Origin of the sequence: Roseateles terrae, from assembly GCF_014192155.1 — a bacterium.
Lineage (GTDB): Bacteria > Pseudomonadota > Gammaproteobacteria > Burkholderiales > Burkholderiaceae_C > Roseateles > Roseateles terrae.
The window spans coordinates 999,700-1,023,047 of the sequence record NZ_JACHXO010000001.1; the positions used below are offsets into that span (position 1 = coordinate 999,700).

The following is a 23,348-nucleotide window of genomic DNA, read 5'->3' on the forward strand; positions in this document are numbered from 1 at the left end:
GTGAGCCTCCTCAGACCGGTGTGAGCATGGGCGGTTCGGCCGCTGCAGCCGCTGCAGCCGCTTGGCCACTCGACTTCAGCGCCTGCGCTTCGTTGACCGACACGGCGGAAATCTGCGCAAACACGTGGGATTGGCCTGCCTGGACCTCATCGAGAAACGCCCTGATCGGCGCCTCGAACGCTGCCAGATCCGCCAGAAAGGCATCGTGACCGGCCAGCGAATCCAGCGCGTGGAAGGTGACCGCCACGCCGCCCGCCTGCAGCCCCTCCGCCACCTGGCGCTGCTGCGACACCGGGAACAGGAAGTCGCTCTTCACCCCGATGACCAGCGCGCTTTCCAGCCGCAAGCGGCGCAGCGCCACATCGGCATTTCCGCCTGCCTCGTCGCCCAGATCGAAGGTGTCGATGGCACGGCTCAGCGCCAGATAGGCATTTGGATCGAACGAGCGCACGAAGCGATGCGCCTGACAGGCGAGATAGCCTTCCACCGCGAAGTCCATCGCCGGTGCGCCGGTCGCGGCCAGCATCGCCGTGTCCAGCCGCTCCCGGCCGAAGCGCGCTGCCCACTCTTCTCCAGACCGGTAGGTGATCAGCCCCAGCTTGCGTGCGGCCACCATGCCGTTCAGCGGAAACCGCTGCCCGTCGTAATGACCGCCCTGCCAATCCGGATCGGACTGGATGAGCTCGCGCTGCAGGGCGCGCAGCGCGATGGCCAGCGGCTGCGCATGCACTGCACCGGAGAGGTGGATCAGGTGACGGGCGAGGCCGGGATGGCGCGCCACCAGCGACAGCGCCGTCATGCCGCCCATCGACGCGCCCAGCACCGCGGCCAGTTGCTCGATGCCCAGGGCTCGCACCGCATAGGCAGCTGCATCGGCCAGGTCCTCCACGGACAGCGCGGGAAAGTCCGGGCCGTACGGGCGGCCAGTCACGGGATTCAGTGAGGCGGGTCCCGTCGAGCCTTTGCAGCTGCCGAGCGAGTTGACGCATACGACGAACCAGCGGCCGGTGTCGACCGGCCGGCCGGGGCCGACCATGCCTTCCCACCATCCGGGCGCGGGGTGGTCGTTGTGGCTGCACACATGCGCGTCCGGCGACAGGCCGGTGAGGATCAGCAGCGCGTTACTTCGATCCGCATTGAGCTGGCCGACGGTCTCATAGGCCAGGCGGGCGCCGGTCAGCCTGCCGCCGCGTTTGAGCGTGAAGGGGTCAGGCAAGGCCACGAAGTGCGTGGCCGGCGGAATGAACTCCATCATGGGAAGCCTCCTTGGGGATGGGGTGGATGGGTCGGCGACGTCAGGCGGATTGCGCATCACGCTGATGGGACCAAGGCGCTGGAGTCATCGCTTCGGTCTTCGGTTCCGCCTTCGCTTCTGCGTCTGCGGCCACGGCTGCACCGACGGCTGCATCTGCCAGCGCCGCGACGGAGGGCCCCCCGAGCCCGTCCAGCCAGGCGTCGTCCGAGCCCTCGTTCACCCCGTCCATCAGGAAGGTGGAGAGATAACGCTCGCCCGTATCGGGCAGCATCGCCAGCAACACCGTTCCGGCGGGTGCTTCACGCGCCACATCCAGTGCCGTCGCGACGGTCGCACCGGCGGAAATCCCCACAAAAATGCCCTCCTCTGCCGCCAGACGTCGCGCGGTGTCGCGCCCCACGGTTTCGTCGATCGGCCGCAACTCATCGATCACGGCCGGGTCCAGCACACTGGGCACGAAGTTGGGTGCCCAGCCCTGGATCTGATGCACCTGCCACGGCTGCCCCGCGAGTACCGCGGCATTGGCCGGCTCCGCCGCCACCACCCGCACCTGTGGACGCGCCAGTTTCAACATCTGCCCGACGCCCGTCAGCGTGCCGGTGGTGCCGAAGCCGGTGACAAAGTAGTCCAGGCGCTTGCCAGCGAAGTCGCTGAGGATCTCCGCGGCCGTGGTCTCGCGGTGATAGGCCGGGTTCGCGGGGTTGTCGAACTGCCGGGCACGGAACCAGCCGTGGCGGTCGGCCAGTTCATCCGCGATGCGGTTACCGCCGCTGCTGCCCAGCGCCGCCGGGAACAGCAACACCTTGCCGCCATAGGCACGGATCAACTTGCGACGCTCGAGCGAATAGGAATCGGACATCACCGCCACGAAGCGGTAGCCGCGGGCTGCGGCCACCATGGCCAGGGCGATGCCGACATTGCCGGAAGTGCATTCGCAGAGGGTGTCGCCGGGTCGGAGCAGGCCCTTGGCCTCGGCGTCCAGCACCACCGAAAGCGCGAGACGGTCCTTGACCGAGCCGCCGGGATTGAAGGATTCGACCTTTACGTAGAGGTTCACGTGCGGCGGTGCGACACGATGCAGCTTGACGATGGGCGTGCGGCCAATGGTGTCGAGGATGCTGTTGTACAGAGGCATGATGAAGTCCTTGAGGATGCAATGGAGGGGCCGGTGGGGCGGCTCGTTTCAGCGCGCCGAGTGCCGCTCGAACACGGGGGCCACGATGTCGAGAATCACGTCGAGCGCGGCCGCATTGACCTGCTCGTCCAGCGAAGCGTTGAATTCGGCCAGCTCGATGCCACGCAGTTGGCCGGCAGGAATCGCCTCGAAGAGCGCGCGGATCTGCGCGGGATGCAGGCCTTCAGGCACCGAGTAATCGGCCGGCAGATGGCCTGGGTCCAGCACATCCCAGTCGATATGCACCCAGACCGGCGCCGTGCCGATGGCCGCCAGCACCGCCTCCGGCGTGACCTGCGCTGGCGGCAGGATGCGCACCCCGGCCTGCGTCAGCAACGCCTGCTCGGGCGGATCGATGTCGCGGGCACCGACCAGCATCACCTGGTGTGGCCGGAGACCGGCGCCATGGCCGCTGTCCCAGAGCCCGCAGGCGCCGGCGAGCACCATGCCGCCGAGATAGCCTGAGCCGGTGGTGGCCGGTGTGTTGAAGTCGCCATGCGCATCGATCCAGAGCACCACCGCCTCCGGCATCGATTGCGCCACCCGCGGCAGGCTCGCGAGACTGGCCGAGCAGGTGTTGGAGAGCATGACGGTCAACGGGTCGCGGCGCAGACTGCGGTCGATGGCATCACGCAGACCGAGCAGTGTGTCGCGGGCCTGTGGCAGGCTGTCGCGCCAGTCGTCGTGGGCATGCGGCTGTGGCACGCCTACGGACTGGATGCTGCATCCATAGCGCTGTTGCAGGGCCCGCGCCGTGCGGGCGGCGCCTTCGATCATGCGCGGCGCTCGGTCGGCCACTCGGCCTTGGGAAACGATGAGGTTGATCATGGTGTGGGTGTGGTGTTGGACGCGTGAGAGGGGGCACTCGCGGCGGCGCGGGCAGTGGATGTCGTAGCCGTGCGGACAAGGAAGGGACAGCGGTCGGCGCGAGGGCCGTTGTGGTCCAGCAGGCTGTACTGCCACCACTCGCGGCTGTCGGCGCCGAAGAACCCCAGCTGCGGTGCATGCGGCTGGCCGTCGTAGCGCTCGATGCGCTGCCGGATGTTGGTGCGGACCTGACGACCGCCCGGCGTATCCCCCGCAAACACATCAAAGCGCTCGCGAGGATTGATGACGAAGAGGAAGTGCCGCCCCAGGTGGCGGCTGCGACGCGCCTGATGCAGGGGATGGCTCATGTTCACGAACAGCGGCATGCCGTTGAAGCACATGGACCAGTCCGCCGCATTGGCGTCCTGACCGACGTGCGAGGGCCAGGGCGCCGGGTCGAGGTCATGCAGCGCCTGCAGGATCCGCCAGCCAAATGCGTCGTAGCCCTCGGCGGTGTCGGCGGCAACGGCATCGCGTGAGAAGCCCACCACGAGGGGATACGCCGTATCCAGGCTGCCATCCCATTCCCGTGAAAGGCGGACATATTGGCTCAAACCTTCGGCGAGGTGCTGGACGCCACCGCTTTCAGCATTGGCAACAAATATGAAGCGGATGAGTTTTTTCTTGAAAGCGTTTTTCGAGAAAACACAAGGAAATCCAGAATCACCAGCAAGCCTGGATTCCAGATCGCGCAATATCTCGACGCACCAGGGAGGGGATTCATTGCAAATCTCCGACTGCGTCATCAGCGGTGAGGACAACCCGTTCATGAATGACATTTCCGGCAAACGGCCACGGCGGGGCCAGGCCTGGGGCGGATGAGGCCACCAGGGGGACAGGAACACTGGGATTTGCGGGGCGCCGGAACCGTCCTTCTCACGCCGGAAGGGAACCAGCGTAAATATCGTTTTTCTGAATTTCCCGAATATCGAACGAACGCCAGCACCACGCGGATCGCAGGATATCCAGAGAAAACTCAGTCAAGAAGGTACGGTATTATTTAATTAAATGGGTACGTTACTGCCGTTTGGATTGACGCAGATATCCATATTCGATTTGGTGAAATATGGCGTAACGCCGCGCCTGGAGGAAATCGAATCCCCGCCCGGGCGAGGATTGCGCGGACAGTTCAGCGAACGCCGGCGGCCGCGGGGCGGGCGCTCGGGACGCTGTCCTCAAGTTAGGCGTTGACCCAACGCAAGCGCGAGCGCACAACCGGCTTCAGGGCCCGAGACATTGACGCTGCGCAATGCAGGTCCCCGCGTGCAGGCGCACGCTGTCCACATGCCTTCGCCGCACTGTCGCAGCGAGGGACTTCAGGAGACCGTCATGATTGCTCTGAGCCTGTTCACCCGTCTGTGTGCTGTGGTCCGTCAGATCGGGTCCGCCCTGCGCGCCGGCTATGCGCGCAGCGACCTGCGCGCGACCTCGGCCCTGTCGCGCGTGATGGAAGGCGGTGGTGCTGGCGCTTGACCGGCGCTCACGCGCGGGAAGCCAGCTCCTGGTCCTTGCGGCCTGCGGTGGCCCACAGCACCAGCGCAAACACCGCACCAATGACACTGCAGATGCCGAAGAACCACATCATGTCGTTGTAGCCGGCAGGGTTCTGCGCGCTGGCACCGGCGCGGGTGTTGAGCCATCCAGCCACCAGGTTTGCGCCACCGATGCCGGCGTTCTGCACCACCCACATCAGGCCGATGGCGGTACCGAAGCGGTTGGGCGCCACCACCTTGCTGGCCAGCGGCCACATCACCGCCGGCACCAGTGAAAAGCTGACGCCGATCAGGGCGGTGGAGACCCACAGCCCCGAGCGGCTGAGGGCCATCACCGCCAGTGAGATCGGCAGCAGTACCGCGCCGAACGCCAGGAACGGGGCATACCGGCCGACCCGGTCACACAGCCAGCCAAAGGCGGGCGTCGCAAAAACCGCCGCCAGGAACACGTAGCTGTTCATCTCGCCAGCGGCCGCCAGGTCCAGCCCATGCACGTGCTGGAAGTACTTGATCGAGAAGGTGCTGCGAAACGCCAGGATCACCGAATACCACAGCACGCACAGAATCAGCAGGTACCAATACGCCTTGCCGAAGTGCAGCAGGTCCCGCCAGACAAACGGCTGTGCCTGCTTCTCTGCGGTGTGCTTGGCGGCGGCGGAGACGCGTCGGTCGATCCACCAGTACGCCGCAGCGGCAGCGAAGGAGGCCGCCGCCATCGCGGCGGCGATCAGCAACGGCGGTTGCCAGCCCTGGGCATACGCATGGGGGAACCAGGTCGGCGACATGTCGGTGGAATACGACCCCAGCCGTCCCAGCGACAACGCCAGACCCATGGTGAAGGCGACGTTGCTGCCGGCGAAGTACTCGGCCAGCACCGCCAGCGTCGAGATGCCGAAGGTCTCCGCGCCGATGCCAAAGAGCAGCCGCCCCGCCACCATGCCTTCGAAGTTCGGGCTCAGCGCCGTGAGCAGCGCCCCCAGCAGGCAGATGCCCGCGGTGCCCAGCGTCACCTTCGCAGCGCCGAATCGATCCACCAGCACACCGCCCAGCAGGATCAACACCACATTGGGCAGGCTGTAGACCGCATTGAGCAGGCCGACCTGCGTGTCACTGAAACCGCGCTGCGCCTGCAGGGCGTCGGCCACCGGGCCGATGGAGTCGTAGACGTAGTAGTTGCCGTACAGCGCTGCCGCCACCAGGGCGCAGATCCACCAGGCTGTCGCCCGGCTGGGAGTGATGGGGTTCATTCGGGATGCTTGGGAGCGGACCGAGGTCGATCCAGAGTCCGCGATTCTCAAGGATTCTGAGAGATTCCCGCAGCCTGGCGCCGGAAATTCCGATCCCTTGCTCCGCACCGGCAAAGCTGATCCAGAGGGTGCCTCATCGCGAGCGCCCGGCCGGGAACATGACCGCCCGACTCGCCCACTTTTGCACGCCCTCCGCACCAGCGGCGGGGCCGTCTGCAAGCAAATGTTGTGACGCGGTCACCTCGTTGCAGTTGGAGATCTTCCCTGATCGAACACGCCGGACGCGGCGGCTATCCTGCGGGCTCGTTGCTCACTTCATTGGTGCCCATGCGCTCTACCCTCGCCCGTCATGTGTTGTCCACCTCGATTGGCGCTGCACTGCTCGCCGCCACGGCCAGCCCCGCCTGGGCCGCCTGCAAGGTCCTCACGCCGCCGGAAGGCTGGTCCGCCGCCACGGTCACCTGGGAAGGCGCCTGCATCGGTGACAACGCCGACGGATTGGGTTTGTTGAAGGAGATGCAGGGCGGCGCGGTCAAGCGCAGCTTCCTGGGCCGCGCGTCCAAGGGTGAGCTGCTGCTCGGCGTGGTGGAAGAACCAGGCAAGACGTTGATGGCCGGCCATTTCGAGAAGGGCCGGCTGCTGCCCACCGAAGAACGCTGGCCCGCCATCAGCGCCTTCGAGGAAGCGGCCAAGGCCGCGACCGAAGCCGCGGGTCGCGCAGACGCCGCGGGCGACAAGGCGGGCGCGCAGGCCCTGCGGGAGAAGTCCGACCTGATGCGCAAGCAGATGGACTGACTGCGACGCTGGCCGGTGTCACCGGCCTTCGCCATTTTGCCGGGGGCCCTCTGCCGGGAGCCGGCTGCCGGGAGCGGGCTGTCGGCTGGCTTCGCCCTTCAGCGGCGCGGACCCGCCGTCTTCACCAGCTGCACTTCAAACAGCTTCGGCCACAGCTTGCCGGTCACAAACAGCCGCTTGGTCTTGGCGTCGTACGCGATGCCATTGGCGACGTCTTCCCCTTGCGCATCGGGATTGCGGTCGGGCATCAGGCCGGTCAGGTCGATCCAGCCGGTGACCTTGCCACTCGCCGGATCAATGCGCGCGATGCGGTCGGTCTGCCAGATGTTGGCCAGGACTTCGCCCTCCACCCATTCCAGCTCGTTGATCTTCTCGACCGGTTGGCCGCCGGCCGTCACCCGCACCCGGCGCGTCTCCTTGAACGACACCGGGTCGATAAAGCGCAGCTCCGGCGTGCCGTCGCTCATGATCAGCTCCTTGCCGTTCTGCGTCAGGCCCCAGCCCTCGCCCGCGTAACTGAATTTGCGCCACAGCTTCAGGTTGCTCATGTCGAGCACATAACCGATGCCATCGGTCCAGGTGAGGCCGATCACCCGGTCGCCCCAGTCAGCGATGCCTTCCCCAAAGATCTCCGCAGGCAGGCGGGTGTCCATGACCACCTCCCCCGTCTCCAGCTTCACCTTGCGGATGCTGGAGCGGCCCTTCAGGCCGGTGCTTTCCCACATGAAGCCGTCCTTGAAGAACAGGCCTTCGGTGAAGGCGCCCCGGTCATGGGGATAGGACTTCACCACCTTCACCGTATAGACCGGCAGGCCGGCGTCTGCAGGAGCGGCCCCGGCCGCTGTGTGGGTCGTCAGCGCCGTCAGGGACACGGCCGCCGCAAACAGGCCCTGACCGGCCCAGGACATCAGGGCCCGGCGGCCCAGGGAAGACAGGATGGTGCGCATGAGAGTTCCAGAGGAGGGCCCCGCAATCTACACGATTCCGCTCCCTGGCCCGGAAGTCCGAACGCACAGCGCCCACACGCCGCTTTGCCCGAACCGAAGCCCCGTTTTTTCTGAAGGGCTCGATAGGAATCATTCTCATTGTGTAGGACACTCCGGGCCATGACCTCCACCACCACGCTGAGCCGCGTCCTGCCGGCCCTGCCCTGGGTCCTGCGGATGCTTGCAGCGACCGTCGGCGCCTACCTGTTCTGCTGGGGCTTCATCGCCCTGACGCTGGCCGCCACCTATGCGGCCGGCCTGTCGTTCCACGATGCCGAACATCTGTCGGCCATGCTGGGCATGCTGGTCTACCTGGGCCTGTTCCTCTGGTCGTTCGCTGCGCGCAGCACCGCGCGGGTGTGGGGCGTGCTGCTGGTGGGCGCGGGACTGATGACGGGTGCGGCTGCCCTGGTGCAGCGCGCCCTGGTGTGAAGGAGGCCCGCATGTTCCAGAGCTTCCGACTTTCCATGGCCTGGCTGCACACCTGGTTCGGCCTGGTGCTGGGTTTCGTGCTGGTGGTGGTGTTCTTCTTTGGCTCGCTGTCGGTGTTCGACCGGGAGATTGACCGCTGGTCCATTCCGCAGTCGCGCTTCGAGCCGCAGCCGATGCCGTCCTTCGACCGGGTGCTGGCGCCGGCCCTCTCGTCGATGCAACCGGATCCGGCGGTGGTCGCAGGGGTGAAGGACCGGGTCAACGGCCCCTTGCCCGAGCGCTTTGACGAAGTGCGCACCTGGGGCATCTACACCACCCACCGCGATCCGGTCACCACGGTCTTTGCCGGCTTTGCGGTGCCGGGCGCCAAGGATCCCGACGAGACGCTGTGGGCGGTGCATGCACTGGACCCGCGTGATGGCAAGCTGCTGCCGCAGAGCCAGCTGGCCATCGGCAGCCAGTGGTTCTATCCAATGCATTACAGCCTGAATGTCACCTGGAAGGAGTTGGGCACCTGGCTGGTCGGCTTCGCGGCGCTGATGATGCTGGCTGCCCTGGTGAGTGGCGTGGTGATGCACCGCAAGATCTTCCGCGAGTTCTTCACCTTCCGCCGCCACAAGAGCACCCAGCGCAACACGCTGGACCTGCACAACCTGACCGGCGTGGTCGCCCTGCCCTTTCACTTCTTCTTTGCCTTCACCGGACTGGTGATCTTTGCGGGCATCTACTTTCCGGTGGCGCATACGCAGCTGAATGCGCTGCATGAGCTCAGCGAGAAGATCGAAGCCTCCGAGACAGGACTGCCGCACGAACGCGCCGGCGTGGCAGCCCCGATGGCGTCGGTGGATGCGATGGTGGCCGAGGCGCAGCGCCGCTGGCAGGCCAAGGGCATGGCAGGCGAAGTGGGCTACCTGCAGGTACAGCATCCGGGCGATGCCAATGCCTACGTGAGCGTCTTTCGCGCCGGCACCGACCGTGTGGCGCTGACCGGCGAGGGCATCCACTTCAAGGCCAGCACCGGCGAGCTGCTGCGCGAAGACCCGCCGCGAACCGCCGTGGACAACACCACCGAATTCCTCGAAGGCCTGCATCTGCAGCACTTCCGCCATTGGCTGCTGCGCTGGCTGTATGTGCTGGGCGGCCTGACCGGCTGCGTGTGCATCGCCACCGGCTTCATCTTCTTCGTCGAGAAGCGCAAGGTCCAGCATGCGAAGGCAGGCAGCCAGGGCAGCCGCCTCGTGGATGCGATGGCCGTGACGACGATGACCGGCATGCTGGTCGCGACGGTGGCGATGCTGCTGTCCAACCGTCTTCTGCCGGAGGACCTGGCAGGCAAGGGCCTGTGGGAGCAGCGGGTGTTCTGGGGCGCCTGGGCGCTGGCGCTGGGGCATGCCTTCGTTCGCAGCGCACCGGTCGCGCTGGGGCGGATGAATCCGGCCTGGCGAGAGCAATGCGGCGCCGTGGCGCTGCTCGCGGTGGCCGCCGTGGTGGCCAATGCGGTGAGCACCGGGGACCATCTGGTGCGGACGATCTCTCAAGGGTATTGGCCGGTCGCGGGGGTGGACCTGAGCCTGCTCGCGCTGGCGGGCGCTTGCATGCTCGCCGCGCGCCGATTGAGCCTGCGCTCGGGCGGACGCACGAGCGATGCAGCAGCGTCGCTGGGCGCCGCTGGCCTGACGACGGTGGAGGCGAGCCGTGGCTGATCCGTGGATGCTTCAGTTGCTGGCCGCTGTGGTGGCTGTGGTGGGCTTCGGCTGGCTGGCGCTGGCGATGGACACGCACTGGGAACAGGCGCACGGTGAGAGGCCGCAGTCGCCGCAGAGGGTGCGTGTGATGCGCATACTCGGCGCAGTCGCACTCGCGGGATCCCTGGTGCTCTGCCTGAAGGCGGACCATGCCTCCATGGCGGTCCTGGTATGGCTGATGCTGCTGGCCGCGGCGGTGCTGACCGTGGCGATGACGCTGTCCTGGCGGCCGACGTGGCTGCGTTGCCTCTGGCCCTGAAGGAGTTGCGGCGCTTTCGCGGCTGGCGGGGTGTGCGCAGACAGCAGGGCGTGCCGGGCTCGTGCCGCCTGCGAGGTTGGCGAATCTGGCGTGTTGGCGTGGTTGGCTTGGCTGGAGTGGCTGGCGTGGCTAAGTGCGCGGCCGAAAGGGCTTATGGCCGCAACGCCCGCACCACGTCCTCCACATCCACCGGCTTGACCAGATGATCATCAAAACCCGCCTGACTTGCCGCCAGCTTGTCCAGTGGCTGCCCATATCCTGACACCGCGACGAGGCGCACACCCGCCAGCGCGGGGTCGCTGCGCACATCCCGGGCCACTTCCAGGCCGCTGAGCATCGGCATGCCGATGTCCAGCAGCACCACGTCCGGCGTCTGCTCGCGGATCAACTGCAAGGCTCTGAGCCCGTCATGGGCGGTGGTCACGTCATGGCCCAGCGTGCGCAGCAGCATGGCGAGGCTGTCGGCGGCATCGATGTTGTCGTCGACGATCAACAGCCGACGGGGCGCGTTGCCCAGGTCCTGCGCGTTGCGATGGCCAGCGTCGTCTGCATCAGCGAGCGCTTCGCCGTCCGGGATCAGCGGCAAGCGCAGGGACACGGTTGCGCCCTGCCCCAGTCCCGCGCTGGACGCCTGCACGCTGCCGCCATGATGCTGCGCAATGCTGCGGACAAGCGCCAGGCCCAGACCCAGCCCGCTTTCCCCGCGGCTGTAGCGGTGCTCCGCCTGGGAGAACGGTTCGAAGGCGCGGTCCAGCGTCTCCTGCACCATGCCGATGCCGTTGTCCGACACGGCGAGGCTGGCTTCGTCGCCTTCGCGCACCAGGTGCAGCTCGATCCTGCCCGGAGGCGTGGTGAATTTGGCGGCGTTGTTCAGCAGGTTGGACACCAGCTGGATCAGCCGCGTGCGGTCGCCTTGCATCCACAGCGGCTGCGGTGGCCACGCCACCACCAGCGCGTGCCCCCGCTCGTCCAGCGTCGGCCGCATGCCTTCCACCGCCTCCTTGACCACATCGGTCAGATCCAGCCGCTCCATGTTCAGGCGGACCTTGCCGGTGGTGACGCGGCTGACATCCAGCAGGTCCTCGACCAGCCGGTTGATGTGGCGCACCTGTTTCGCCGCCACGTCCAGGCACCATTGCGAGCGCGGGCTCTGCGGCTCACGCGCCATGATGGACAGCACATTCATGATCGGCGAGAGCGGATTGCGCAGCTCATGGGACAGCATGGCGATGAACTCGGTCATGCGCCGGCCTTCGTCCTGCAAGGCAGCCATGCGGCGGCGGTCGCTCAGGTCGCGGGTGACCTTGGCGAAGCCGAGGAAGTGGTTGTCGCTGTCGTAGATCGCGGTGATGACGACATTGGCCCAGAAAGTGCTGCCGTCCTGACGGACGCGCCAGCCTTCGTCCTCAATGCGGCCGCGCTCACGCGCCAGGGTCAATTCCTTCTGCGGCCAGCCCGAGGCGACATCGGCGGGGGTGTAGAAGACGGAAAAGTGCTTGCCGATGATGTCGGCGGCGCTGTAGCCCTTGATGCGTTGGGCACCGGCGTTCCAGGTGGCGATGAATCCAGCGGGGGTGAGCAGGAAGATGGCGTAGTCCAGGACGCCTTCCACCAGATGGCGGTAGGTGGCGTCTCCAGCGCTGCGCAGCCGGCGGATGTCCTGATCTTCGATTTCAGCGGCTGGCACCTCTGGCTGACGCTGCGAACCCGACATGTCGCTTCCTTCCCGGTCTGGAGCCGTTTGCTTGAATGGCTGCCGTGAATGGCTGAATTGAAATGCTGGACTTGAACTGCTGGAATTGAACTACCGAAGTTGACCTACTGACTTGGATCATGAGGCCTGGACCGGCAGATGCCGGGTCGGCGATGGACCGACATTCGCGGCAATCGGGGCTCCCGGTCACGCACAGCGCAAAGGGTGACAGCTTCCACCACGGCCGCAATTCAGGGCGAAGCCGCGTGAAAACATCAGCCTGCGGCGGACCCGTCAGACGCGCCCGCCCGCGGCGTGACGCTCCATGCAGATCCGCGCTCAGCTCAGCGAGCGCAGCGGATGCTCTCCGGCTGCCCACGGACTCACAAAGAACTTCGCCACCTCGGCCGCATCCACCTGCTCCACGCTGGCAGGGTTCCACTTCGGCGCATGGTCCTTGTCCACCGCCAGTGCGCGGATGCCCTCCACCGTCTCGCTGGCCGCACCCGGCCGCAGGTGGAAGCAGTGATGCACCAGATCGCGCTCCATGCGCAGATCGTCCGCCAGGGACATTCCCCGGGCACGGCGCACCTGCTCCAGCGTCACCGCCATCATCAGCGGCGAGCGCTTCTTCAGCACTTCCAGCGTCGATTGCGCCCAGGGGTCCGCATCCGCCGCCAGCGACGCCATCAGCGCTGCCACCGAAGGCGCACTGAAGTGGTGATTGATCTTCTTGCGCGATTCCCAGTGCTCGGCATCCGGCGCCAGATCCGCCCGTTCCATCACCGTGGCCACCACATGCTCGGCGCTGTCCTGATGCCCCGTGCGGAAGGCTTCGATGATCGCCGGCAGCTCGCTGCTCTTGACGAACACATCGCCCAGCCCCAACTCGATCGCGTCGCCCGCGCCGATGACCTGCCCGGTCAGCGCCAGCCATTCGCCGCTCGACCCCGGGCAGCGCGACAGGAAGTAGCCGCCGCCCACATCCGGGAACAGGCCGATGTTGGTCTCCGGCATCGCCAGCTTGGAATGTTCGGTGACCACGCGCAGCTTGGCCCCCTGGCTGATGCCCATGCCGCCGCCCATCACCACACCGTCCATCAGCGCGATGTAGGGCTTGGGGAACTGATGGATCAGATGATTGAGCGCATATTCCTCGGTGAAGAATGCGCCCAGCGCAGGATCGCCCGCCAGGGCCGCCTGATGGAAGAAGCGGATGTCGCCCCCGGCGCAGAACGCGGCCGGCTTGCCTTCCCGCCCTGCCCCCAGCACGACGACCGCCTGGATGCGGGCATCCGCCGCCCAGGCCGTCAGCAGCGTGGTCAGGTCGCGAATCATGGCCAGCGACAGCGCATTGAGCGCCTGCGGACGATTCAGGGTGATCAGGCCCAGGCAGCCATTGACCTCGACCACGACCAGACCTTCAGATTGCAGCGACGGAATCACGACGTCAACTCTCCAATGCTTTGCCGGGAGGCCCACGGGCGTCCGGCGATTCTTTTATGAACGATGCGGGCAGGACCATACCACCGCCCACCGGGTCCGGACAGGGACAAAGGTCATCCGCAAAAACAAAGAGCGTCGCAGTGCGACGCTCTTTTTTCATCCCGCGGACACGAGGGGCCCGCGGGACATGGCCCTCAGGCCGACGCTCAGCTGCGCTGGGCGCGCTTGCGCTCGTTTTCGGTCAGGAAGCGCTTGCGCAGACGGACCGACTTCGGGGTGATTTCCACCAGCTCGTCGTCCTCGATAAACTCCACGCCGTATTCCAGCGTCAGTTCGATCGGGGGCGTGATCTTGATGGCATCTTCCTTGCCGCTGACGCGGAAGTTGGTCAGCTGCTTGGTGCGGGTGGCGTTGACCACCAGGTCGTTGTCGCGGCTGTGGATGCCGACGATCATGCCCTCATACACCGGGTCGTTCGGCTTCACGAACATGCGGCCGCGATCGTCCAGCTTGCCCAGGGCGTAGGTGAAGATTTCACCGGCGTCCATCGAGATCAGCACGCCGTTCTTGCGACCGGCGATGTCACCCTTGTGCGGCTCGTAGCCGTCAAAGATGTTGGAGATCAGGCCGGAACCGCGGGTCAGGTTCAGGAACTCGTTGCTGAAGCCGATCAGGCCACGCGCCGGAATGCGGTATTCCAGGCGCACGCGACCACGGCCGTCCGGCTCCATGTTCACCAGCTCGCCCTTGCGCTCGCCCAAGGCCTGCATCACGCCGCCCTGATGGCCTTCTTCCACGTCGGCCGTCACCAGCTCGATCGGCTCATGACGCACGCCGTCGATGTCCTGGAACACCACGCGGGGCTTGGACACGGCCAGCTCATAGCCTTCACGGCGCATGTTTTCCAACAGGATGGTCAGGTGCAGTTCACCGCGGCCCGACACCTCGAAGATGCCGTCTTCGTCGGTTTCCTTCACGCGCAGGGCGACGTTGTGCTGCAGTTCCTTCTGCAGACGGTCCCAGATCTGGCGGCTGGTGACGAACTTGCCTTCGCGGCCGGCCAGCGGCGAGGTGTTGACGCAGAAGTTCATCGTCAGCGTCGGCTCGTCCACCTTCAGCATCGGCAGCGGGGCCGGGCTGGTGGGGCTGGTCACCGTCACGCCGATACCGATCTCGTCGATGCCGTTGATCAGGACGATGTCGCCCGGGCCGGCTTCAGTCGCCTGCACGCGCTCCAGACCCTGGAAGGTCAGCACTTGGTTGATGCGGCCCTTGGTGGTCTTGCCGTCCGGACCTTCCATCACCAGCACGTCCATCGAGGGCTTCAGCGTGCCCTGGCTGATGCGGCCCACGCCGATGCGGCCGACGAAGGTGGAGAAGTCCAGCGCGGAGATCTGCAGCTGCAGCGGAGCCGCCGGGTCGCCGCTTTGCGACGGCACGTGCTTGAGGATGGTGTCGAACAGGGCGGACATGTCCTCGCCCCACTTCTCACCCGGCGCGCCTTCTTCCAGCGACGACCAGCCGTTGATGCCGGAGGCATACACCACCGGGAAGTCCAGCTGCTCGTCGGTGGCGCCCAGCTTGTCGAACAGGTCGAACGCGGCGTTGATGACGGCGTCCGGCTTGGCACCGGGCTTGTCGACCTTGTTCACCACCACGATCGGCTTCAGGCCCAGGGCCAGCGCCTTCTTGGTGACGAAACGGGTCTGCGGCATCGGGCCTTCCTGGGCGTCGATCAGCAGCACCACACCGTCCACCATGGACAGGGCACGCTCCACTTCGCCGCCGAAGTCCGCGTGTCCCGGGGTGTCCACGATGTTGATGTGGGTGCCCTTCCAGCTGACGGCGCAGTTCTTGGCCAGGATGGTGATGCCACGTTCACGTTCGATGGCGTTGTTGTCCATCACCGTGTCGACGACCTTCTCGTGTTCGGCGAAGGTGCCGCTCTGGCGAAGGAGCTGGTCCACCATGGTGGTCTTGCCATGGTCGACGTGGGCGATGATGGCGATGTTGCGGATTTGCTTGCTCATGGTGAGGCTTTCGCTTTCGGCTTTCTTCGGAGACTCTGAAGTTCTTGGAATCGGTGAATCGGTCGTGCGCCTGGGGCTTCAGCCCGCCGCCTGCATCAGCATGGAGGCGATCTCGGCCGGGCTCAGCAGCCGGTCGGCGATCAGCTCGCCCCCGGTGATGTGCCCGCTGCCCAGGAAGGCGCGCGGCATCTGGCCGTAGACCCGCACTTGCGGGGCGTCGGCCAGCGCCACACGGCGGCGCATGCCGGAGAGGAAGCGGCCAGCCTCCTCGTTGCTCAAAACCACCTCGGGCCACTCGCCCAGCAGGCTGTCAGGCGCGGTCAGCCGGGCCAGACGCGCGGTGTCGTCCATCGCCTCCAGCTGTTCCAGCGTGACGGCCTGCTCGACACCGACCGGGCCGCTGCCGGTGCGGCGCAGGGCCGCCAGATGCGCCCCGCAGCCGAGCCGCTCGCCGATGTCCTCGGCCAGGGTGCGGATGTAGGTGCCCTTGGTGCAGCGCACGTCGATGACCAGCAGCGACGCCTCAGGCTGCCACTGGACGATGTCGAGCGCGTGAATCGTGATCAGGCGGGGCTGCCGCTCCACCGTGAGGCCTTCGCGCGCCAGCTCGTACAGGGCGCGGCCATGGTGCTTGAGCGCCGAATACATCGGGGGCAGCTGGGAGATGGGACCCTGGAAGGCGTCGCAGGCGGCCTGGATCTGCTCCGGCGTCACGGACACCGGACGCTGCTGGACGATCTCGCCCTCACCGTCGCCGGTGGTGGTGGTGATGCCCAGCTGCAGGGTGGCGCGGTAGCCCTTGTCGGCTTCCAGGCTGACCTGGCTGAATTTGGTGGCCGCACCAAAAGTGAGCGGCAGCAGGCCGGTGGCCAGCGGGTCCAGTGTCCCGGTATGGCCGGCCTTCTCCGCCCGCATCAGGCGCTTGACCTTTTGCAGGGCGTCATTGCTGGACAGGCCGAGCGGCTTGTCCAGCATGAGCACGCCGTGCACGGCGCGCTTTTCGATCTTGGGGCGGGGAACGACGGCGTTCATGATGACGAAGCGGCAGCCGCACGGGCTGCACGTAAAACGGGGCGGTGGGCGGTCAGTCTTCCTGAGACTCACCGTCCAGCGCGCGGCTGGCATTGGCCTTGGAAATCAGGGCGCTCATTTCGGCTGCACGTTCGGTGGTGCGGTCGAAATGGAAGTGCAGGCTGGGCACCGTGTGAATCTGCAGCCGCTTGAAAAGGCCATTGCGCAGGAACCCGGCGGCCTCATTCAGCGCCTCCTGGGTTTCTTCGGGTTTGCCCACCAGCAGGGAAAAATACACCTTCGCATGGGCGTAGTCCGGCGTGACCTCGACGGCACTCACCGTGACCATGCCGATGCGGGGATCTTTCAGATCACGGATCAGCTCGGCCAGATCGCGCTGGATCTGGTCCGCCACGCGCAGACCGCGGTTAGGAATCGATCGCTTATGACGCATATCCGACCTCAAACTTCCAAAACACTAAAACAGCTCTCTATGAAACGCAAACCCCGCCTGTGGCCCAGGCGGGGTGTGTGAGACGCGCAGGCGCGGCTTACAGGGTGCGGGCGACTTCCTTGATCTCGAAGAACTCCAGCTGATCACCTTCGTTGATGTCGTTGTAGTTCTTGAGCTTGATACCGCACTCGAAGCCTTCGCGGACTTCCTTGACGTCGTCCTTGAGGCGCTTGATCGACTCGACATCGCCGGTGTAGACCACCACGTTGTCGCGCAGCAGACGGAAGCGCGAGCTGCGGGTGACATGACCACTGGTGATCATGCAACCAGCCACCGTGCCGATCTTCGATGCGACGAACACCGTCCGGATCTCGGCCATGCCGATGATCTCTTCACGCTGCTCAGGCGCCAGCATGCCAGCCATCGCGGCCTTCACCTCATCCACGGCGTCGTAAATGATGTTGTAGTACCGCAGATCGACGTCGTTGTGCTCGGCCAGCTTGCGCGCACCGGCATCGGCACGCACGTTGAAGCCGATCACGACCGCCTTGGACGCAATGCCCAGGTTGACGTCGGACTCGCTGATACCACCCACCGCCGCGTGGACGATCTGCACCTTGACCTCATCGGTCGAGAGCTTGAGCAGCGAAGCGGCCAGCGCTTCTTGCGAACCCTGCACGTCGGCCTTGATGATCAGCGGCAGCGTCTGTACGTCGCCAGCGGTCATGTCGGAGAACATGTTCTCCAGCTTGGCCGCCTGCTGGCGGGCCAGCTTGACGTCACGGTACTTGCCAGCACGGAAGGTGGCGATTTCACGGGCACGACGTTCGTCGGACAGCACCATGAATTCATCACCAGCCTGCGGCACTTCCGTCAGACCCTGGATTTCCACCGGGATGGAAGGACCTGCCTCGTTGGCCGGCTTGCCGTCTTCGTCCAGCATGGCGCGCACGCGGCCATAGGTCGAACCAGCCAGCACCACGTCGCCGCGCTTCAGGGTACCGGTCTGCACCAGCACCGTGGCCACCGGGCCGCGGCCCTTGTCCAGCTTGGCTTCGATGACCAGACCCTTGGCCAGCGAATCCTTCGCTGCCTTGAGTTCCAGCACTTCGGCCTGCAGCAGCACCTGTTCCAGCAGATCGTCGATGCCCTGACCCGTCTTGGCCGACACCGGCACGAACGGCGAGTCACCACCGAATTCTTCCGGCACGACCTGTTCAGCGACCAGCTCGCTCTTCACGCGTTCCGCGTTGGCATCCGGCTTGTCGATCTTGTTCATGGCCACGACGATGGGCACGCCCGCCGCCTTGGCATGGTGGATCGCTTCCTTGGTCTGCGGCATGACGCCGTCGTCCGCCGCCACCACCAGGATGACGATGTCGGTGGCCTTGGCACCGCGGGCACGCATGGCCGTGAAGGCCTCGTGACCCGGGGTGTCCAGGAAGGTGATCATGCCGCGCGGCGTATCGACGTGATAAGCGCCGATGTGCTGCGTGATGCCGCCAGCTTCGCCAGCCGCCACACGGGCGCGGCGGATGCTGTCCAGCAGCGAGGTCTTGCCGTGGTCGACGTGACCCATGACCGTCACCACCGGAGCGCGAGGCAGCAGTTCGTGCTGCGACTCGGCTGCTGCGCCTTCTTCTTCCAGGAAGGCGTCCGGATCGTCCAGCTTGGCCGCGAAGGCCTTGTGGCCCATTTCCTCGACCAGGATCATGGCGGTTTCCTGATCCAGCTGCTGGTTGATGGTGACCATCTGACCCAGCTTCATCAGGTGCTTGATGACCTCGGAAGCCTTCACCGACATCTTGTGCGCCAGATCGGCCACCGAGATGGTTTCGGGAACGTGCACTTCCTGAGCCACCGGTTCGCTCGGTGCCACGAAGTTCGACGGTGCGCCACCGCGATCGTTCCGATCGCCACGACGGCCAGCGCCGGCGCCCTTGGGCGCACGCCAGCCTGCCGGACGGGCTGCGCCCGCACCGGCCGGCGCATCGCTGCGACCCTTGGCCGCACCGCCACGCTTCTTGGCGTCATCGGCCCAGCTCGACGACAGCTTCTCGGACTTGACCGATTTCTTGTCGCCTGGCTTGGCACCGGCGCCTGCAGCGGCCGTGGTGCCCGGAGCACCCGGCGCGCCAGCCGGCTTCTTGTGAATGGTGCCCTTGATGCCGGCCGCAGTGGCTGCGGCTTCCGGCTTGGGCTCTTCCTTCTTCGCCACCAGCACCTTCTTGGGTGCGTTCATCATGGCGCGAATGGCGGCCGCTTCGGCCTCGGCAGCCTTGCGGCGGCGCTCCAGTTCGGCCTGACGGGCCTTCTCGTCCGCGCCGTTATCGGCGGCCTTGACGACTCGCAGGACCGGCTTGGCCACCACTGCTTCAGCAGGGGCAGGCGCAGGCGCGGGAGCAGCCGCAACAGGTTTTTCGACGACCTTGTCGGCCGTTTTTTCCAAAGACTTCTCCACAGACTTTTCGTTGGTCTTGGCGACAGACTTGGCCTGAGCGGCCTTGGTCTTCGCTTCCTCGGCGCGACGCGCCTCTTCTTCAGCAGCGGCTTTGGCCGCCGCTTCGGCGGCAGCGCGCGCCTCGGCTTCGCGAGCCAGACGCTCTTCCTCGCGACGCTTTTCTTCGGCTTCGCGGGCAGCCCGCTCGGCTTCTTCGCGCTCGCGCATCTTGCGGGCCAGTTCCTCTTCCTGCTGACGCAGGGATTCGGCCTGGGCCTGGGCTTCTTCTTCGCGACGCTTGAGTTCAGCCTCTTCCGCCGCAGCGGCCGTGGCTTCATCCATGTTGTCGTCACGCTTGACGAAGACGCGCTTCTTGCGCACTTCCACCTGGATGGTGCGGGCCTTGCCGGAGGCATCGGCCTGCTTGATCTCGCTGGTGGACTTGCGGGTCAGGGTGATCTTCTTGCGCTCGGCGCCGCCGGTGCCATGCGCGGTGCGCAGGTGCTCCAGCAGACGTTCCTTGTCGCTTTCGTTGAGGGTGTCCTCGGTGGACGCCTTCTTGACGCCCGCAGCTTGAAGCTGCTCCAGCAGTGTGGTCGCAGGCCTGTTCAGCTCTGCGGCCAACTGGGCGACGGTGGTCACGGCCATTGTTGAATCCTTAAATCTTGTGTGGGCGGAGCGGTCTGGTGTGGCGCAGGGTGTTATGCGTTGAACCAGTGCTCGCGCGCCTTCATGATCAAAGCGCGTGCCGCTGCCTCGTCGAGGGAGGAAATTTCGACCAGCTCGTCCACGGCCAGGTCGGCCAGGTCGTCGCGGGTGTGGATGTCGCCGGCGGCCAGCTTGGCCAACAGCTCCGGCGTGATGCCGTCGAGGTCACGGAGGTCCTGCGAGACTTCCTCGACCTTCTCTTCACGGGCGATTTCCATCGTGAGCAGCGCATCCTTGGCGCGGGTGCGCAGCTCGTTGACGGTGTCCTCGTCGAAGGCTTCGATCTCCAGCATTTCCTGCATGGGGACATAAGCGACTTCTTCGAGGCTGGCAAAGCCCTCGGCAATCAGGATGTCGGCGACTTCTTCGTCCACATCCAGTTTCTCCACGAACAGGCGACGGACCGATTCGGATTCCTCAGCCTGTTTGGCGGCCGATTCCTCGGCCGTCATGATGTTGATCTTCCAGCCGGTCAGCTCGGAAGCCAGACGCACGTTCTGGCCGCCACGACCGATGGCGATGGCGAGGTTTTCCTCGTCCACCACCACGTCCATCGCGTGACGCTCTTCGTCCACCACGATCGACTGCACATTGGCCGGGGCCAGCGCGCCGATGACGAACTGCGCCGGATCTTCCGACCACAGCACGATGTCCACCCGCTCGCCGGCCAGCTCGTTGGTCACGCCGTTGACGCGCGAACCGCGCACGCCGACGCAGGTGCCGATCGGATCCACACGCTTGTCGTGCGAGACGACGGCGATCTTGGCGCGGCTGCCAGCGTCGCGGGCGCAGCTCTTGATCTCCAGCAGGCCTTGTTCAATCTCAGGCACTTCCTGAGCGAACAGCTCCTTCATGAACTCGGGCGCGGAGCGCGAGAGCATGATCTGGGGGCCACGCTGGGTGGGGTCCACGCCCAGGATGACGGCGCGGACGCGGTCACCGGTGCGCAGGTTTTCCTTGGGGATCATTTCGCCACGCTTGAGGCGGCCTTCCACCCGGCCGGACTCGGCAATGATGTCGCCCTTGTCCAGACGCTTGACCGTGCCGACGAAGATCTTCTCGCCGCGCGACATGAAGTCGTTCAGCAGCTGCTCGCGTTCAGCGTCGCGGATCTTCTGCAGGATGACCTGCTTGGCGGCCTGCGCACCGATACGGCCGATGGGCACCGACTCCACGCCTTCTTCGATGTGGTCGTCCACCTCGATGTCGGCAATCTGTTCCTGCGCCTCAAACAGCAGGATTTCGGCGTCGGCATTCTGGAGACCGGCTTCGTTGGGCACGACGTGCCAACGGCGGAAGGTCTCGTATTCGCCGGTGTCGCGGTCAATGGCCACACGGATGTCGACCTCGCCGCCATACAACTTCTTGGTGGCCGAAGCCAGTGCCGCTTCCACAGCACCAAACACCACATCGCGCTCCACGCTCTTTTCGCGCGAGATGGCATCCACCAGCATCAACAGTTCGCGGTTCATTGATCGAGACCTCCGTCAACCTTGTCATCCGTTTGCCGGGTTTTGGCATTGCTCTTCTTCTTCGTCGCCTTCGCAGCCTTCGAAGCCTGGGGCGCCAAACCCGTCTTTTCCAACTTTGCCGCCGAAGGGCCCTGGCCCGACGGGGTCTTGCCGCCCGGCGCAGCTGCCGGACGACCCTTGAAACTGATCTCAGGGACCAGCTTGGCCGAGCGCACCTCGTCCAGGCTGAAGTCCAGGGCCTGCTCCTGCTTGCCGTCGCTGAAGATCACGCGCCAATCGGCGGCGGGTGCAGCGAAATCAGGAGCGGCGTCATCCACGGTGGTCAGGACACCGCGGTACTTCTTGCGGCCCTGGAAGGCTTCACGCAGGGTGATTTCCACTTCCATGCCGGTGAAGCGCGCGTAATCGGTGGGGGTGTTCAGCGGACGGTCCAGACCTGGGGTGGACACTTCCAGCCGCTGGTAGTCGCACTCTTCCACTTCCAGCACATAGCGCAACTGGCGCGTCACGCGCTCGCAGTCTTCCACGTTGACGGGGACTTCCGGCTCCTGCCAGGTCACAACGCCGTCTTCGCCCGCCTGCTGCACAAGGGGTTTGTCAATGTAGACGCGTAGCAAGCCTCCGGCGCTGCGTTCGCAGCCCACTACCTCGTAACCCAGCCCGGTCACGGTTTTCTCAACAACGGCTTGCCAGCTCAAACTCATCGACGACTTATCTTCCTTGCGTGTAAAAAATCACTCGTGTGAACGCACAAGCAAAAAAAATGGGCTGGATGAATCCGCCCACTCCATACGCTTTCGCGTCGTCTCGTGCAATATCGCGCTCACAACGCGTCCACCTTGCGCTGGGTGCCGGCATGTAAGCCCTGCACCCACCTCACAGCCCGTCTTCGAATGCATCTCTGAAGATGTCTCTGGCGTTGTCTGTGATCGGTGAAGCCGCAAGTGTACTATGCAAACACCTCACCGGCAAGGCGCGGCGTGATTGGCATGCTTGCGTGAGAGAATCCCAGCCTTTCCAGAATCCATGAATACCAGGAGCAGACATGGGATTTCTCGCTGGCAAGCGACTGTTGATCACGGGCGTGCTGTCCAACCGTTCCATCGCCTATGGCATCGCCAAGGCCTGCCATCGCGAAGGCGCTGAGCTGGCATTCAGCTATGTCGGGGAGCGCTTCAAGGACCGCATCACCGAGTTTGCCGCCGAATTCGGCTCCTCGCTGGTGTTCGATTGCGACGTCGGCGACGACGCACAGATCGAGCGCATGTTCGCCCAGCTCGGCGAGCACTGGCCCGAATTCGACGGCTTTGTGCACTCCATCGGCTTTGCCCCGCGTGAAGCCATTGCGGGCGACTTCCTCGACGGCCTCTCGCGCGAGAACTTCCGCATTGCGCACGACATTTCGGCCTACAGCTTCCCGGCCATGGCCAAGGCGGCCCAGGCGCGCCTGCGCCCAGGCTCGGCCCTGCTGACGCTGTCCTATCTGGGTGCCGAGCGGTATGTGCCCAACTACAACACGATGGGATTGGCCAAAGCCTCGCTGGAAGCCAGCGTACGGTATCTGGCCTACAACCTGGGCGCCAAGAACGTGCGGGTGAACGGCATTTCGGCGGGGCCCATCAAAACCCTGGCCGCTTCCGGCATCAAGGATTTCGGCAAGCTGCTGAACCAGTTTGCCGCGACCACCGCCATCCGTCGCAATGTCACCATTGAGGACGTGGGCAATACTGCGGCTTTCCTGCTGTCCGACCTGTCGGCCGGCATCAGCTCCGAAATCATCTACGTGGACGGCGGCTTCAGTCACAGCGCACTGGCCGGCACCGAGTAAGCCACCCAGCTCC

At 65.4% G+C, this 23,348-nt stretch carries 21 protein-coding genes; 7 read left to right on the top strand and 14 right to left on the bottom strand.

Annotated features, from left to right (window positions below; all coding sequences use genetic code 11):
* Positions 1-10 precede the first annotated feature (10 nt).
* The 4 genes from metX to FHS28_RS04170 are packed head-to-tail and all read right to left on the bottom strand — an operon-like array spanning position 11 to position 3,910.
* Positions 11-1,255: a homoserine O-acetyltransferase MetX gene (gene metX / locus FHS28_RS04155; protein ID WP_088448956.1), complete on the bottom strand. Its 1,245-nt coding sequence runs from the start codon at positions 1,253-1,255 to the stop codon at positions 11-13.
* 40 nt (positions 1,256-1,295) lie between these two features.
* Positions 1,296-2,390 carry a cysteine synthase A gene (gene cysK, locus FHS28_RS04160; RefSeq protein ID WP_088448955.1) on the bottom strand — a complete coding sequence of 365 codons (1,095 nt, stop codon included), beginning with the start codon at positions 2,388-2,390 and terminating at the stop codon, positions 1,296-1,298.
* A 48-nt stretch (positions 2,391-2,438) separates the two neighbouring features.
* Positions 2,439-3,257 carry an arginase family protein gene (locus FHS28_RS04165; protein ID WP_088448954.1) on the bottom strand — a complete coding sequence of 273 codons (819 nt, stop codon included), beginning with the start codon at positions 3,255-3,257 and terminating at the stop codon, positions 2,439-2,441.
* The gene (locus FHS28_RS04170) at positions 3,254-3,910 is read right to left on the bottom strand and encodes a YqcI/YcgG family protein (protein ID WP_310736747.1); all 657 of its coding nucleotides are present in this window, start codon (positions 3,908-3,910) and stop codon (positions 3,254-3,256) included. Before FHS28_RS04170 ends, FHS28_RS04165 begins: the two co-directional genes overlap by 4 nt.
* Between FHS28_RS04170 and FHS28_RS24545 the strand changes: the two genes are divergently transcribed.
* A complete protein-coding gene (locus FHS28_RS24545; RefSeq protein WP_310736748.1) occupies positions 3,842-4,051 on the top strand; it encodes a hypothetical protein in 210 nt (69 codons plus the stop codon). The genes FHS28_RS04170 and FHS28_RS24545 overlap by 69 nt on opposite strands.
* Before the next feature lie 574 nt (positions 4,052-4,625).
* The gene (locus FHS28_RS04175; RefSeq protein WP_184294123.1) at positions 4,626-4,769 is read left to right on the top strand and encodes a hypothetical protein; all 144 of its coding nucleotides are present in this window, start codon (positions 4,626-4,628) and stop codon (positions 4,767-4,769) included.
* A gap of 7 nt (positions 4,770-4,776) precedes the next feature.
* Here the strand turns inward: FHS28_RS04175 and FHS28_RS04180 are convergent, their stop codons facing one another.
* Positions 4,777-6,036, bottom strand: a complete 1,260-nt coding sequence (locus tag FHS28_RS04180) for an MFS transporter (protein ID WP_088448951.1) — start codon at positions 6,034-6,036, stop codon at positions 4,777-4,779.
* Between the two features lie 327 nt (positions 6,037-6,363).
* On the opposite strand from FHS28_RS04180, the gene FHS28_RS04185 reads away from it, so the two are divergent.
* Complete coding sequence (locus FHS28_RS04185; protein WP_088448950.1) at positions 6,364-6,831, top strand: hypothetical protein; 468 nt, start codon at positions 6,364-6,366, stop codon at positions 6,829-6,831.
* A gap of 98 nt (positions 6,832-6,929) precedes the next feature.
* Here FHS28_RS04185 and FHS28_RS04190 read toward each other — a convergent pair whose 3' ends face one another.
* On the bottom strand, positions 6,930-7,778 hold the full coding sequence (locus FHS28_RS04190; RefSeq protein ID WP_246409476.1) for a glutaminyl-peptide cyclotransferase: 849 nt from the start codon (positions 7,776-7,778) through the stop codon (positions 6,930-6,932).
* A 159-nt stretch (positions 7,779-7,937) separates the two neighbouring features.
* On the opposite strand from FHS28_RS04190, the gene FHS28_RS04195 reads away from it, so the two are divergent.
* The 3 genes from FHS28_RS04195 to FHS28_RS04205 are packed head-to-tail and all read left to right on the top strand — an operon-like array spanning position 7,938 to position 10,253.
* Positions 7,938-8,249 (top strand): iron uptake protein, encoded by a 312-nt coding sequence (locus tag FHS28_RS04195; RefSeq protein WP_088448949.1) that lies wholly within the window; start codon positions 7,938-7,940, stop codon positions 8,247-8,249.
* 11 nt (positions 8,250-8,260) lie between these two features.
* Positions 8,261-9,952, top strand: a complete 1,692-nt coding sequence (locus tag FHS28_RS04200) for a PepSY-associated TM helix domain-containing protein (protein ID WP_088449699.1) — start codon at positions 8,261-8,263, stop codon at positions 9,950-9,952.
* A gap of 7 nt (positions 9,953-9,959) precedes the next feature.
* Complete coding sequence (locus tag FHS28_RS04205; protein ID WP_088448948.1) at positions 9,960-10,253, top strand: DUF3325 domain-containing protein; 294 nt, start codon at positions 9,960-9,962, stop codon at positions 10,251-10,253.
* Between the two features lie 151 nt (positions 10,254-10,404).
* Here the strand turns inward: FHS28_RS04205 and FHS28_RS04210 are convergent, their stop codons facing one another.
* The 8 genes from FHS28_RS04210 to rimP all read right to left on the bottom strand — a co-directional run bounded on the left by FHS28_RS04210 (position 10,405) and on the right by rimP (position 22,211).
* On the bottom strand, positions 10,405-11,967 hold the full coding sequence (locus FHS28_RS04210) for a hybrid sensor histidine kinase/response regulator (RefSeq protein ID WP_088448947.1): 1,563 nt from the start codon (positions 11,965-11,967) through the stop codon (positions 10,405-10,407).
* Positions 11,968-12,285: 318 nt separating this feature from the next.
* The gene (locus FHS28_RS04215) at positions 12,286-13,392 is read right to left on the bottom strand and encodes an enoyl-CoA hydratase/isomerase family protein (protein ID WP_310736733.1); all 1,107 of its coding nucleotides are present in this window, start codon (positions 13,390-13,392) and stop codon (positions 12,286-12,288) included.
* Between the two features lie 206 nt (positions 13,393-13,598).
* Entirely contained in the window at positions 13,599-15,422 is a 1,824-nt protein-coding gene (gene typA, locus FHS28_RS04220; protein WP_088448946.1) for a translational GTPase TypA, read from the bottom strand.
* 78 nt (positions 15,423-15,500) lie between these two features.
* Positions 15,501-16,454 (bottom strand): tRNA pseudouridine(55) synthase TruB, encoded by a 954-nt coding sequence (gene truB, locus FHS28_RS04225; protein ID WP_088448945.1) that lies wholly within the window; start codon positions 16,452-16,454, stop codon positions 15,501-15,503.
* Between the two features lie 52 nt (positions 16,455-16,506).
* Entirely contained in the window at positions 16,507-16,887 is a 381-nt protein-coding gene (gene rbfA / locus FHS28_RS04230) for a 30S ribosome-binding factor RbfA (RefSeq protein WP_088448944.1), read from the bottom strand.
* A gap of 97 nt (positions 16,888-16,984) precedes the next feature.
* Positions 16,985-19,975: a translation initiation factor IF-2 gene (infB, locus tag FHS28_RS04235; protein WP_088448943.1), complete on the bottom strand. Its 2,991-nt coding sequence runs from the start codon at positions 19,973-19,975 to the stop codon at positions 16,985-16,987.
* A 53-nt stretch (positions 19,976-20,028) separates the two neighbouring features.
* Complete coding sequence (gene nusA / locus FHS28_RS04240; protein WP_088448942.1) at positions 20,029-21,507, bottom strand: transcription termination factor NusA; 1,479 nt, start codon at positions 21,505-21,507, stop codon at positions 20,029-20,031.
* Entirely contained in the window at positions 21,504-22,211 is a 708-nt protein-coding gene (gene rimP, locus FHS28_RS04245; RefSeq protein ID WP_310736734.1) for a ribosome maturation factor RimP, read from the bottom strand. The genes nusA and rimP overlap by 4 nt, the downstream gene beginning before the upstream one ends.
* Before the next feature lie 341 nt (positions 22,212-22,552).
* Between rimP and fabI the strand changes: the two genes are divergently transcribed.
* Positions 22,553-23,335 (top strand): enoyl-ACP reductase FabI, encoded by a 783-nt coding sequence (gene fabI / locus FHS28_RS04250; RefSeq protein WP_088448941.1) that lies wholly within the window; start codon positions 22,553-22,555, stop codon positions 23,333-23,335.
* Positions 23,336-23,348 lie beyond the last annotated feature (13 nt).